The 12,089-nt window shown below is 67.8% G+C and carries 16 protein-coding genes; 6 read left to right on the top strand and 10 right to left on the bottom strand.

Annotated elements, in window-relative coordinates:
• Positions 1–46 precede the first annotated feature (46 nt).
• The 3 genes from QE395_RS13580 to QE395_RS13570 all read left to right on the top strand — a co-directional run bounded on the left by QE395_RS13580 (position 47) and on the right by QE395_RS13570 (position 1,933).
• Positions 47–280 carry a BolA family protein gene (locus tag QE395_RS13580; protein ID WP_068849819.1) on the top strand — a complete coding sequence of 78 codons (234 nt, stop codon included), beginning with the start codon at positions 47–49 and terminating at the stop codon, positions 278–280.
• Positions 281–353: 73 nt separating this feature from the next.
• Positions 354–1,625: a UDP-N-acetylglucosamine 1-carboxyvinyltransferase gene (murA, locus tag QE395_RS13575; RefSeq protein ID WP_095363733.1), complete on the top strand. Its 1,272-nt coding sequence runs from the start codon at positions 354–356 to the stop codon at positions 1,623–1,625.
• Positions 1,622–1,933: an EF-hand domain-containing protein gene (locus QE395_RS13570; protein ID WP_306989592.1), complete on the top strand. Its 312-nt coding sequence runs from the start codon at positions 1,622–1,624 to the stop codon at positions 1,931–1,933. The genes murA and QE395_RS13570 overlap by 4 nt, the downstream gene beginning before the upstream one ends.
• Before the next feature lie 95 nt (positions 1,934–2,028).
• Here the strand turns inward: QE395_RS13570 and QE395_RS13565 are convergent, their stop codons facing one another.
• The 7 genes from QE395_RS13565 to purM all read right to left on the bottom strand — a co-directional run bounded on the left by QE395_RS13565 (position 2,029) and on the right by purM (position 6,826).
• On the bottom strand, positions 2,029–2,712 hold the full coding sequence (locus tag QE395_RS13565; protein WP_093533332.1) for a DUF3108 domain-containing protein: 684 nt from the start codon (positions 2,710–2,712) through the stop codon (positions 2,029–2,031).
• Positions 2,713–2,714: 2 nt separating this feature from the next.
• Positions 2,715–3,494, bottom strand: a complete 780-nt coding sequence (locus tag QE395_RS13560) for a DUF3108 domain-containing protein (protein ID WP_095363734.1) — start codon at positions 3,492–3,494, stop codon at positions 2,715–2,717.
• A gap of 67 nt (positions 3,495–3,561) precedes the next feature.
• Complete coding sequence (gene purN, locus QE395_RS13555) at positions 3,562–4,221, bottom strand: phosphoribosylglycinamide formyltransferase (protein ID WP_306989589.1); 660 nt, start codon at positions 4,219–4,221, stop codon at positions 3,562–3,564.
• Positions 4,218–4,829, bottom strand: coding sequence for a DUF2238 domain-containing protein (locus tag QE395_RS13550; protein ID WP_068854568.1), 612 nt, complete (start codon positions 4,827–4,829; stop codon positions 4,218–4,220). The genes purN and QE395_RS13550 overlap by 4 nt, the downstream gene beginning before the upstream one ends.
• A 47-nt stretch (positions 4,830–4,876) precedes the next feature.
• On the bottom strand, positions 4,877–5,314 hold the full coding sequence (locus tag QE395_RS13545; protein ID WP_068849836.1) for a hypothetical protein: 438 nt from the start codon (positions 5,312–5,314) through the stop codon (positions 4,877–4,879).
• Positions 5,315–5,323: 9 nt separating this feature from the next.
• Entirely contained in the window at positions 5,324–5,782 is a 459-nt protein-coding gene (locus QE395_RS13540; protein WP_095363736.1) for a hypothetical protein, read from the bottom strand.
• 18 nt (positions 5,783–5,800) lie between these two features.
• A complete protein-coding gene (purM, locus tag QE395_RS13535) occupies positions 5,801–6,826 on the bottom strand; it encodes a phosphoribosylformylglycinamidine cyclo-ligase (RefSeq protein ID WP_306990515.1) in 1,026 nt (341 codons plus the stop codon).
• A 138-nt stretch (positions 6,827–6,964) separates the two neighbouring features.
• On the opposite strand from purM, the gene QE395_RS13530 reads away from it, so the two are divergent.
• Genes QE395_RS13530 through hda form a run of 3 tightly spaced genes read left to right on the top strand, consistent with a single transcriptional unit; the run spans position 6,965 to position 9,962 of the window.
• A complete protein-coding gene (locus tag QE395_RS13530; RefSeq protein WP_083214254.1) occupies positions 6,965–8,089 on the top strand; it encodes a DUF2066 domain-containing protein in 1,125 nt (374 codons plus the stop codon).
• Positions 8,086–9,255, top strand: a complete 1,170-nt coding sequence (locus tag QE395_RS13525) for an AI-2E family transporter (RefSeq protein WP_306989584.1) — start codon at positions 8,086–8,088, stop codon at positions 9,253–9,255. Before QE395_RS13530 ends, QE395_RS13525 begins: the two co-directional genes overlap by 4 nt.
• Positions 9,252–9,962: a DnaA regulatory inactivator Hda gene (gene hda, locus QE395_RS13520; RefSeq protein ID WP_068849849.1), complete on the top strand. Its 711-nt coding sequence runs from the start codon at positions 9,252–9,254 to the stop codon at positions 9,960–9,962. Before QE395_RS13525 ends, hda begins: the two co-directional genes overlap by 4 nt.
• Positions 9,963–10,037: 75 nt before the next feature.
• On the opposite strand, the gene murU is transcribed toward hda, so the two are convergent.
• Genes murU through QE395_RS13505 form a run of 3 tightly spaced genes read right to left on the bottom strand, consistent with a single transcriptional unit; the run spans position 10,038 to position 12,088 of the window.
• Positions 10,038–10,739, bottom strand: coding sequence for an N-acetylmuramate alpha-1-phosphate uridylyltransferase MurU (gene murU / locus QE395_RS13515; RefSeq protein WP_306989581.1), 702 nt, complete (start codon positions 10,737–10,739; stop codon positions 10,038–10,040).
• A complete protein-coding gene (locus QE395_RS13510; RefSeq protein WP_095363740.1) occupies positions 10,736–11,761 on the bottom strand; it encodes a phosphotransferase in 1,026 nt (341 codons plus the stop codon). Before QE395_RS13510 ends, murU begins: the two co-directional genes overlap by 4 nt.
• Before the next feature lie 57 nt (positions 11,762–11,818).
• Positions 11,819–12,088, bottom strand: coding sequence for a GlsB/YeaQ/YmgE family stress response membrane protein (locus QE395_RS13505; RefSeq protein WP_095363741.1), 270 nt, complete (start codon positions 12,086–12,088; stop codon positions 11,819–11,821).
• Between the last annotated feature and the right edge of the window lies 1 nt (position 12,089).

The raw sequence follows: 12,089 nt of genomic DNA, 5'->3' as shown, positions 1-12,089 counted from the left end.
CCACGCGGAAGAGTAGAATGAGCGCACATTTTATTAGGAAAGCCCGTTGGACGCCGAGACCATCCGCAAATTGATCGAAGACGGCCTGCCGGGCGCCCGCGCGGACGTGCAGGGCGATGACGGCGTGCATTTCGAGGCCACCGTGGTGTGCGACGCCTTTGCCGGCAAAATGCCGCTGGCGCGCCACCGGATGGTCTATGCCACCCTGGGCGATCTCATGGGCGGGGCGATCCACGCCCTGGCGCTGAAGACGGTGACCCCGGCCGAAGTGGCCGGTTGATCGCCGAAGTACCCGTTGCCTTCGACCATCCAGCCGACCAACGGTCGGCGCTACCACACCCCAAGTAGACTCCATGGCCAAGATCGTAGTGACCGGCGGCAAGCCGCTGCACGGTGAAGTAAACATTTCCGGCGCCAAGAACGCCGTCCTCCCCATCCTGTGCGCGACCCTGCTGGCCGATGCGCCAGTGGAAATCACCAACGTGCCGCACCTGCACGACGTGGTGACCACGGTGAAGCTGCTCAGTGAGCTGGGGGCCAAGGTCACCATCGACCAGGGCACGCTGTCGCGCGGCAGCGCGATCGTGGTCGACCCGCGCCCGGTCAACCAGCATGTGGCCCCGTACGAGCTGGTGCGCACCATGCGCGCCTCGATCCTGGTGCTGGGCCCGCTGCTGGCCCGCTTCGGCGCGGCCGAAGTGTCGCTGCCCGGCGGCTGCGCGATCGGCTCGCGCCCGGTTGACCAGCACATCAAGGGCCTGCAGGCGCTGGGTGCGGAGATCGTGGTCGAGAACGGCTTCATCAAGGCGCACGCCAAGCGCCTGAAGGGCGCGCACTTCACCTTCGACATGGTCAGCGTGACCGGCACCGAGAACGTGCTGATGGCCGCCGTGCTGGCCGAAGGCACCACGGTGCTGGACAACGCGGCGATGGAGCCGGAAGTCACCGACCTGGCGCACTGCCTGATCGCGCTTGGCGCGAAGATCGAAGGCCTGGGCACCGCCCGGCTGGTGATCGAAGGCGTCGAGCGCCTGTCCGGTGGCCGCCATGAAGTGCTGCCCGACCGCATCGAAACCGGCACCTTCCTGGTGGCCGCGGCGATGACCGGCGGCAAGGTCACGGTCAACCGTGCCCGCCCGAACACGATGGACGCGGTGCTGGCCAAGCTGGTCGAAGCCGGTGCGAAGATCGACACCACCGACGACAGCATCACCCTGGACATGCAGGGCAAGCGCCCGCGCGCGGTCAACCTGACCACCGCGCCGTACCCGGCGTTCCCGACCGACATGCAGGCGCAGTTCATGGCGCTCAACTGCGTGGCCGATGGCGTGGGCGTGATCAACGAAACGATCTTCGAAAACCGTTTCATGCACGTCAACGAACTGCTGCGCCTGGGCGCGGACATCCAGGTCGAAGGCCATACCGCGATCGTGCGCGGTGCCGAACAGCTCAGCGGTGCGCCGGTGATGGCCACCGACCTGCGCGCGTCGGCCTCGCTGATCCTGGCCGGGCTGATGGCCGACGGTGACACCACCATCGACCGCATTTACCACCTGGACCGCGGCTACGAGAACATCGAAGAGAAGCTGTCGTCGCTGGGCGCCACCATCCGGCGCATCGCATGATCCTGCGCGGCCAGTTCACCCGCCGCCGCAAGGCGCTGCTGATCCTCGTGCTGGTGGTGCTGGGCTGGCTGGGCTATGCCTGGTATGCCGATATCGCTATCACGCAGGGCCTGGAACAGCAGGACATGGACTGGAACGGCGATGGCACGGTCAGCCGCACCGAGGTGCTGCAGGCGTTCTATGCGGTCGGGGTGGCCACGACCGTGGAAGGCAACCGCCATTGCCGTTCGTTCTACTGGCGCAAGACCGGCGAGCAGATCCGCGTGGACTGCAAGACGGTGTTCCAGGCCGAAACGCCCGCGAAATAAAAAAACGCCCGCAGTCGCGGGCGTTTTTTTGTATCGACCACCGGCAGGTATCAGTACCACCGGTAGGTACCGACCGTTGGTCGGTACCCGTGGAATCACTTGAACGATTTGATGGTCAGGTCCAGCGCGTCCTTGCCACCTTCGCGCTGCAGCAGCCGCGCCGGAACCGGGAAGTCCTTGACCACCCACGCAATCAGCTCCTTGTTGCCGTCCACGCGCGAGACCTTGGTGGCGTCGTAGGCCTTGCCGCCCACGTTGACCTGTTCCTTGCCGACCACTTTGTAGGTCATCGGCTTGACCCGGCCTTCGTCGACCATGCGGTAGGTCAGCGGCTTGCCGGCGGCCAGGTCGCGGGCGATCGCCAGGTTGATCAGCAGTGCGTCCATGTCGCCGGTCTTCAGCGCCACCGGGCCGGCACGGTCGGGCTTGATGTCGCCGGTCCAGGTGGCCTGGTTCTTCGTCCAGTCGTAGTTGGCCTGCACGTTGCGCTTCTTCACCAGCAGCACCGAGCTGTCCTTGCTGCTGAGCGGGCGCAGGCGGCCGTTGGCTTCTTCGAACACGGTGTTCTGGCTGAGCGTGGCCATCGGGCTGCGCACGTCCAGGCTGTACGTCCAGGTGTTGCCGTCGGCCTTCGCCAGCGTCATGGTGCCCGGGGCCTGCACGCCCATGTAGTTGGCCTGGTACTGCGCGGTGAACGGCTCCATCGCCATCGCCGGCAGGCTGATGACGGCCAGTGCGCCAGCGGCGATCCAGGTCAGCGGGCGGGTCGGAATGCTCATGCTCAAACTCCTTGGTATTCGATCAGGCGCAGGTCGATCCGATCCTGACCGTCTTCGCGTTGCAGGATGCGCACCGGGGTGGGAACCCCGTTGGCGATCCAGAGGATGGTTTCATCGTTGCCGCCGTTGGTGCGATACACCCGCAGCGCGTTGTAGGAAAGCTCGCCGACCTCGACGTTCTCGGTGTCCGGTGCGGCCTGGTAGTCATGCTGGCGCACCCTGCCCATGTCCGCATAACGGTAATGCATCTGCCCACCCGGGCGCGCATCGCGCATGATCGCAAGATTCAGCAGCAGCGCGCTCTGGTCGCCCGGCTGCAGCGGAACCGGCTGGGTGCGTTCCTTCTTCAGGTCGCCCACCCACTGTGCGGTACCGGCCTTCCAGTCGTAGGTGCCGGTGACCTTCTTGCCCATGAACAGGCCCTTGCGCACGGTCGCCTGGCTCAGCGGCACATAGGTGGCGCCGTGCTTCTCGAACACGGTGCTCTGTTCAATGTTCAGGCCCAGCACGCTGGCAAAGCCGCGCCGGCCCACCACCTGCATGTCCACGCGCCACTGGTCGCCACCGGTGTGGGTGACACGCATGGTCGCATCGCCGGCTTCCTTGCCCTTGTACAGGGCCTGGTAGGTGGCGGTAAACGGCTCCAGCGCGGGTGCCTCCCAGCTACTGGGTGGCGGCAGCACCGGCAGTTCCGGCGGGGTGGGTTCCTGCGCCTGCGCGATCGCCACCGTGCACAGCAGGGAGGCGAGCAGCACCAGCGGTTTGGACAGAGTGGTTTTCATGCGCGCGCGGATGCGGGGGATAGGGGAGGATGCCAGCGGCCGGGTCAGCGGCGCGTGTGCGCCGCAGTCAGGGGGACAGCTGTCCGGCGCAATCTAGGCGCAGGGGACTGAACAGGGGGTGGCCGTCAACCTCCAGCTGACCGTCGCGTTCAGTTACGCGGCCGGCCACCAGCCACTGGAGGCTGGCGATCAGTAACGGGTGCTCCACCGCCAGCACGCGCTGGGCCAGCTGTTCGGCGGTATCGCCGGGCAGCACCGGCACCCGCGCCTGGGCCAGCACGGTGCCGGCGTCCAGTTCGGGCACCACGAAGTGCACGCTGGAGCCGGCTTCGGCATCGCCGGCCTCCAGCGCGCGGGCGTGGGTGTGCAGGCCCTTGTAGAGCGGCAGCAGCGACGGATGGATGTTGACCAGCCGGCCGGCAAACCGCTGCACGAAGGCTTCGCCGAGGATGCGCATGTAACCGGCGCAGACCACCCAGTCTGGCGCGAAGGCGGCCAGAGCGTCGCCCATCGCGGCGTCGAAGGCGGCGCGGTCGGCGAAGTCCTTGGGCGAGCGCGCCCAGCGACGCTCTGGCGCGACTTTCTGAAGTGCCGAGGCCTCCGGCTTGTCTGACAGCACCGCCACCACCTCGGCGTCGAGGGTGCCGGCGGCGATCGCATCGACAATGGCCTGCAGGTTGCTGCCACGGCCGGAGGCCAGCACCGTGATGCGGCTGGGTGAACTCATTTCAGTACGTTCCGCTTGAGCAGGGGCCAGGTGAGCAGCGCGCCCACCGTCGCCAGCAGCATGTCCGCATGGGCATCCCACAGGTCGCCCTGCTGGCCGTTGTACGACTCGGCCGCTTCGGGAGACAACAACAGGGCGATGCCCCATTCAAACCATTCGTAGACCAGGCTCGAACACATCACCGCCATCACCGCCAGCGCGAAGGCCTGGCCGATACGCAGTTGCGGCCAGGCATGCCGCGCCAGCTGGGTCAGCGCCGGGGTGAAGCAGACGCCGTACAGCAGGTGGATCAGGCGGTCGAAGTGGTTGCGCTTCCAGCCAAAAGCCGTGTTCGGCGACCAGTGCACGACTGCCTGCAGCCATGCGTCGTACGGGACGTTGGAATACAGCCAGCGCGCGGCGATGCAGTGGATGGCGATGAAGCCGCAGATGGCGGCAAACGCGCCGCTGCCCAGCGTCCAGCGCCGGTCCACCCACCACAAGGCGACCAGCCCGATCACGGTGAGGCTGCTGTGCAGCCCTTGTTCGACCGGCCACATCGGCTGGATCCAGGTCAGCGCGAACACCGCGAGCACGCCGACGAACGCCGCCTTCTTGCCCGGCGCCATGCGGTCCGCACGGGTCACGCCGGACACGGGCAGGGCACTGCCGTCGCTCATGCCGCGACCGTACCGTCAGAAGCGCTGAAGCTGGCCACCACTTCCGGGCGCATCAGTACGATCAGGGCGTAAACGCCCAGCGCGATGCCGAGCGCGCCGGCCAGGCAGGCCGCGCCGGCGGCGATCTTGCACAGCTTGTGCGAACGGCGCTCGGCCATGCGCCGCGCGCCGAGGATGTTCAAGGTACCCAGGCCGGCGAAGATCGCGCCGGCGCCAACCATGATCGCCGCCAGCAGGGCCGGCTGGGCGTTGGGGTTGGCGCTGTTGCTTTCGCTGATGTAGCCGCCGGCGGCGCCCAGCAGCAGGATCGGCACCAGCAGCAGTTCCAGCACGCCCAGGATGTAGAACAGGATCTTCAGGGTATGCAGGTGCGAGGCGACCTGATGCGGTGTCCAGCCGCGCGGGAAGTTCAGCGGCGGGGGGGTGGAAGACATCGGCAGGCCTCAGGCGTGGGCAGTGGGGGAAGCGTCGAAGGCGGCCTTGACCGCCGGCCGCAACAGCACGATCAGGGTGAACACGCCCAGCACCGTGCCCAGCGGCATCAACATGCACGACAAGGCGGCCACGACCAGGCACAGCGTATGCCGCTGCTGGCGGGCCAGGCAGCGCCCGGCATACGCCATGAAGCCGGCCAGGGTCAGGCCGCACAGGATCAGGATCGAGCCGATCACGATGAACAGCCAGCCGAACAGCCGGGTCTCATCAGGCGACGCCGCCCCGCCATTGCTTTCAATGGGCATCGCGCCGCTAAGCGCAGCGATGCCGATGCCCACATGGATCAGCGGAAACAGCGAGAACAGCGCGGTCAGGCCGGCCACGACGTAATGGAAGATAGACAGCAATCGCAGGTGCGAGGCGTCTTCCAGTGACAGCGCAGGGGCGGGAGGGAGCGGTGCGTCCATGCAGGTCTCCTTGGCCGGTCAGCCGATCCGCACGCGTTCGGCGCCGTCGGCCGTGGTGACCTTGCCGATGGTCCACTGCGCCAGGCCCTGCGCCTCGACGGCGGCGGTCACGCTCGCCACCTGGTCCGCGGCGACGATCAGCACGAAGCCGATGCCGCAGTTGAAGGTACGCCACATTTCGCTGTCGGCCACCGCGCCTTCCTTCTGCAGCCACTGGAACACCGGCGGCAGGGTCCAGGACGAGGCATCGATGTCCAGGCCCAGGCCGTCGGGCACCACGCGGATGATGTTCTCGGTCAGCCCGCCACCGGTGATGTGGGCCATGCCGTGGATGGCCGCGCCATGGGTCTTGAGCAGGGCCAGGATCGGCTTCACGTACAGGCGGGTCGGCGCCATCAGCGCATCGACCAGCTTGACCCCGCCTTCCAGTTCCAGGTCGGCCGGCTGGCCGGCACGGTCGTAGATGCGGCGCACCAGCGAGTAGCCGTTGGAATGCGGGCCGGACGAGGCGATGCCGATCAGCACGTCGCCCTCAGCGACGCTGGCGCCGTCCTTCAGCTCGCTCTTTTCCACGCCGGCCACGGTGAAGCCGGCCAGGTCGTACTCACCCGGGGCATACATGTCGGGCATTTCCGCGGTTTCGCCGCCGATCAGCGCGCAGCCGGCCTCGGTGCAGCCGTTGGCGATGCCGCCCACGACCGCCGCGGCGGTGTCGATGTCGAGCTTGCCGGTGGCGAAGTAGTCCAGGAAGAACAGCGGCTCGGCGCCCTGCACCAGCACGTCGTTCACGCACATGGCGACCAGGTCGATGCCGATCGTGTCGTGGCGGTCCAGCTGTTGTGCCAGCTTCAGCTTCGTGCCAACGCCATCCGTACCCGACACCAGCACCGGCTCGCGGTACTTGCTGGAGAGGTCGAACAGCGCCCCGAACCCGCCCAGGCCACCCATCACCTCGGGCCGGAAGCTGCGCTTCACCAGCGGTTTGATGCGCTCGACCAGTTCGTTGCCCGCGTCGATGTCGACGCCGGCGTCGCGGTAGGTCAGGGGGGAGGGGTTGGACGGGGAATTGGTCACGGGCGTCGGCGCTGCGCTGGGGTGAAAGCGGGATTTTAACAGGCCACGTTGGCGCGCAGGCCCTATTCGGGCAACAATTCCCCCCGGATACGCTCAATGGAAGTCCTGATGCGCCGCAGCCTCTTTGTAATGATGTTCCTCGCGCTGTGCCTGCCGGTGGCCACGATGGCCCAGAGCGGCCTGCGTACCGAAGGCGACGTGGCCACGGCCAGCGGGGCCTATGAGGCCGAAGTGCCGGTCAACAGCCAAGGCGAGTCCGACCGCAACGGGGCCCTGGCCCGCGCGCTGGGCAACGTGCTGACCAAGCTGTCGGGCGACCGCAGCGTGCTGTCCCGCCCGGGCGTGATGCAGGCCCTGCGCGACGCGAAGAACTACGTGGCCAGCTATGACTACCGCCAGGACCAGAGCACCTCGGCCAGCGGCGCCCCCAGCTACCGCACCATGCTGGTGGCCCGGTTCCGCCAGGACGACGTGGACGGGCTGATTTCCGCGCTGGGCCTGCCGCTGTGGCCGCAGCCGCGGCCCAAGCCGGTGATCTGGCTGGCCATCGATGACGGCTCCGGCCCGCGGTTGGTCACGGTGCAGCAGGCCAACGCGGCCCGCCCGTTGCTGAACCGGGCCATCGAGCGCGGCTTCAAGCTCGGCCTGCCGACCGGCAGCGCCGCCGAGCAGGCCGTGGTCGGCGCGATCTGGCGCCAGGACACCGCAGCCGTGGCCCGTGCCTCCTCCCGCTACGCCCCGCCGATGCAGCTGGTCGGCAAGCTCTACCGCGACAGTACCGGCGGTTGGGTCGCGGACTGGGTGTTCGTGGACGGCGGCAAGGAACTGAACAAGTGGACGGTCAAGGACAGCGACGCCCGTCGCGCGATGTCCAGCGGCGCCGACGGCGCAGCTGACGCGCTGGTCAAGCGCTACGCCAAGGCCGGTGCGGCCACCGGCGCGGCCGGCACCTACACCATCGCCGTGACCGGGGTAGACAGCGCCGAGGACTACATGCGCCTGGCCGCCGGCCTGCGCGAGAACCCGGTGGTGCGCAACATCACCCCGCTGCGCGCCTCGGGCAACCGCCTGGAGCTGTCGCTGGAGATGACCGCCGGCCTGGCCGGGCTGAACCGCATGCTGGGCGAGAACGGCGTGATCGTGCCGCTGGCCCCGCTGCCCGTGCCGATCGATGAAGACGCGGCCCCGGGCACCCCGCCGCCGCCCGCCAGCAACGAGTACCGCCTGCGATGATCCTCACCCCGGAAGCCGAGATCGCGCAGTTCCTGCGCCGCGTCAAGTACATCCTGTTCGCGCTGGCGGTGGGTTGGGTGGTGTGGCTGCTGGCCCCGATCCTGACCCCGTTCGTGCTTGCCCTGGCGCTGGCCTGGCTGGGCGACCCGCTGGTGGACCGCATCGAGGCCAACGGCCGCTCGCGCAACACCGGCGTGGTGCTGGTGTTCGTGGCGATGGTGCTGGTGATCACCGCCGCGCTGCTGATCCTGGTGCCGATGATCGAACGCCAGATTTCCACCCTGATCGCGGCCATTCCGCAGGCCCAGCAGTGGCTGATGGAGAAGGGCATTCCGTGGTTCGAGCAGAAGACCGGCATGGAAATCATGCCGTGGCTGGAACCGGACCGGCTGATCGACTGGGTGCGCAGCCATTGGGAACAGGCCGGCGGCTTCGCCAAGACCTTCTTTGGCTACGTGTCGCGCTCCGGCTTTGCGATGGTGACCTGGGTGGTCAACATCCTGCTGCTGCCGATCCTGGCGTTCTATTTCCTGCGCGACTGGGACAAGCTGGTCGAGCGGGTGGCCTCGACCATTCCGCGCAACCATGTGGGCACCATCAGCAAGCTGGCGCGTGAATCCAACGAAGTGCTGGGCGCGTTCATCCGCGGCCAGTTCCTGGTGATGGTCGCGCTGGGCCTGATCTACGCCATCGGCCTGTCGCTGGTGGGCCTGAAGCTGGGCCTGTTGATCGGCCTGATCGCCGGCCTGATCAGCTTCATTCCGTACCTGGGCGCCACCACCGGCATCGTCATGGCGGTGCTGGCCGCGCTGGTCCAGGCGCAGGGCTTCGACCTGAAGCTGCTGATCCTGGTCGGCGTGGTGTTCACCGTGGGCCAGCTGCTGGAAAGCTACGTGCTCACCCCGCGCATCGTGGGCGACAAGATCGGCCTGCACCCGGTGGCGGTGATCTTCGCGGTGATGGCCGGTGGCCAGCTGTTCGGCTTCCTGGGCATGCTGCTGGCGCTGCCGGTGGCGGCGGTGAGCAACGTGCTGCTGCGCTATGCGCACCTGCGCTATCGCGAGAGCGAACTGTATGCCGGCGAGAAGACCGCGATCGTGCTTGATTCGTACATCGACAAGCCGACCCTGATCGTCGATGCGCCGAAGGGCCCGGACCTGAAGTGAGCGTAGTGCCGCAGCTGCCGCTTGCCCTGCGCTACCCGCAGGACGAGCGACTGGAAACCTTCATCGGCGCGCCCGATGGTGCGCTGGCGCAGCTGCGCGCCATTGCCGTGGGCGACGACCCGCACTGGGTGTACCTGGAAGGGGCGGCGGGCACCGGCAAGACCCACCAGGCGCTTGCGATGTGCTCGCTGGCCGAACAGGCCGGGCGCCAGCCCACCTACCTGCCGCTGAAGGCGGTGGTGGGGCGCACCCGCGCTGCGCTGGAATCGCTGGAAGGCCGCGACCTGGTGGCGCTGGATGGGCTGGATGCGGTGGCCGGCAACCGCGACGACGAAGTGGCGCTGTTCGATTTCCATAACCGCGCGCGCAGTGCGGGCATCACCTTGATGTACACCGCGCAGCACGCGCCGGACCAGCTGGGGCTGGTGCTGCCGGACCTGCGCTCGCGCCTGCAGCAGTGCGTGCGCGTGGTACTGCAGCCGCTGGATGACGAAGGCCGCGCGGCCGTGCTGCGTGAGCGTGCGGCGCGGCGGGGGTTGTCGATTGATGAGGCGGCCATCGAGTGGCTGCTGACCCGCACCGGGCGGGAGCTGGGCAGCCTGGTGAGCCTGCTGGACTGGCTGGACCGGGAATCGCTGGCCGCGCAGCGTCGCATTACCGTGCCGTTTCTGCGGCAGGTGGTGGAAGAAGGGTCGCACCGGTTGTGATCACGCGCGGCTTCGGCCGTGGTCATGCGTCTGTCGCACCGATGGGCGGTATCGGCGGTTGATCGGAATCCAACCCTACCGCAGGGTTGCGTCCAGATCTGCCAGGCGTTCCGGCGTGCCTACGTCGGTCCACCTTCCTTGATGGTGTTGTCCGGTTACGCGGCTGCTTGCCATCGCGTGGCGCATCAGCGGGGCCAGGCCAAACTGTGGCGGAGTTGCAGCTGCGCCTTCGGTGTTGCCGATCACGCTGCGCCATCCATCGAGAATCGACGGGCGAAATACCCCCACGCCCGCGTACGTCAGCCGCGGTGCATTGCCTTCATCACTGACCGTGCCATCCGCGCGCAGGATGAAATCCCCGCGCGGGTGCTGCACCGGGTTGTCGACCAGCACCAGGTGCGCATCGCCCTTTGGTTGCCGTGGCAACGTGGCGACATCCACATCGGTCCAGACATCGCCGTTGATCACCAGGAACGGCGCATCGCCCAGCAGTGGCAGCGCATTGAGGATGCCGCCACCGGTCTCCAGCGGCACCGCGCCTTCGTCGATGAAATGCAGGCGCAGGCCCCACCGATCCCCATTGCCCAGCGCGGGTTCGAACTGGTCGCCCAGCCACGAGGTGTTGATCACCACCTCGCTGAAACCGGCCGCCGCCAACCGCTCCAGGTGCCACACGATCAGCGGTTTGCCGCCTGCCACCAGCAACGGCTTGGGCGTGGTGAGCGTGAGCGGGCGCATGCGCTCGCCCTTGCCGGCGCTGAAGATGATCGCCTTCATGCGCGGCTGGAGACCGGCAATGCCAGCGCGGCCATCGCCGGCTTGATCCGTTCCTGCAGCAGGGTGTTCAACCCGGCCAGTTCCGGATGGCGCGGCAGCACTTCATCCAGGTAGCGGATGAAACGCGGCGCGTCGGCGAAATAGTGGCCCTTGCCATCGCGGTCGCGCAGGCGCACGAACAGGCCCAGGATCTTCAGGTGGCGCTGCACGCCCATCCAGTCGGCATCGCGCAGGAACTGCGGCCACGGCCGCACCGGCAAGCCTGCCGCCAGCGCCTGTGCGTGGTAGCGCGCCAGCCAGGCATCCACGCGCGCCAGCGGCCAGCTCAGGAACGCATCCTTGAACAGGCTCACCGGGTCGTAGGCAATCGGTCCGCGCACCAGGTCCTGGAAATCCAGCACGGCCGGGCCGGGTTCGGTGGGCATCAGGTTGCGCGGCATGAAGTCGCGGTGGGTCAGCACCTGCGGCTGCTGCAGCGCGTTGTCCATCAGCCGGCGATGCGCCAGCTGCAGCGTTTCAAGCTCACCGCAGTCCAGCTGCAGGCCCAGGTGGCGCTGCAGGAACCATTCGTCGAACAGCCCGGCATCGCGCTGCAGCAGGGCCTCGCCGAACGACCCCATGCCCTCGGGAACGGGAATCTGCTGCAGGCGGATCAGCTGCCCGAAGGCGGCATCGAACCATGCGTCGGCATTGGCGTCATCGATGTGCCGGGCCAGGGTCGGGCCGCCGAGATCTTCCAGCAGCAGGAAGCCCTGTTCCTCGTCGCGGGCCAGCACGCGCGGTACGCGCACGCCGTTGGGTTCCAGCAGGTCATGCATGCGCAGCCACGGGCGTACATCCTCCAGCCCGGGCGGCGAATCCATCACGACGTGGCTGCCGTGCACGCTGGTGGCGCGCCAGTAGCTGCGGAACCCAGCGTCCACCGACGCCCGGTCCAGGTGCAGGTCGGGGTCGCCCAGCGCGGCGCAGGTCCACTGCCGGCGAAGCTCGGCGCGCAGTGGGTCGGAAGCAGGATCGTTCATGGACAGGTACGTCGAAGCGGCGCCCTGCGGCGCTCGGGAAGAAGGGGGGGAGTGCGTTCAGCGCTTGCTGCTTAACAGGCGGAGCAGGGCCAGCACTGCAATGGCGCCCAGGATCGCGCCGATGAAGCCGGCCGGTTCGCCGCGCGCATACCAGCCCATGTACTGGCCGAACCAGCCGGCCACCAGTGCGCCGACGATGCCCAGCACGATGGTCAGCAGGCAGCCCATGCGGTTGTTGCCGGGCATCACGAAGCGCCCGAGCAGGCCGACCACGAAGCCGACCAGGATGATGTAGAGCCAGCTGGTGCTGCCGAACAGACCATTCATT

It is taken from the genome of Stenotrophomonas sp. SORGH_AS_0282 (genome assembly GCF_030818125.1).
GTDB classification, from domain to species: domain Bacteria; phylum Pseudomonadota; class Gammaproteobacteria; order Xanthomonadales; family Xanthomonadaceae; genus Stenotrophomonas; species Stenotrophomonas rhizophila_A.
Note: the sequence above shows the minus strand (reverse complement) of the source record. Positions and strands in the feature narration are given on the sequence as shown.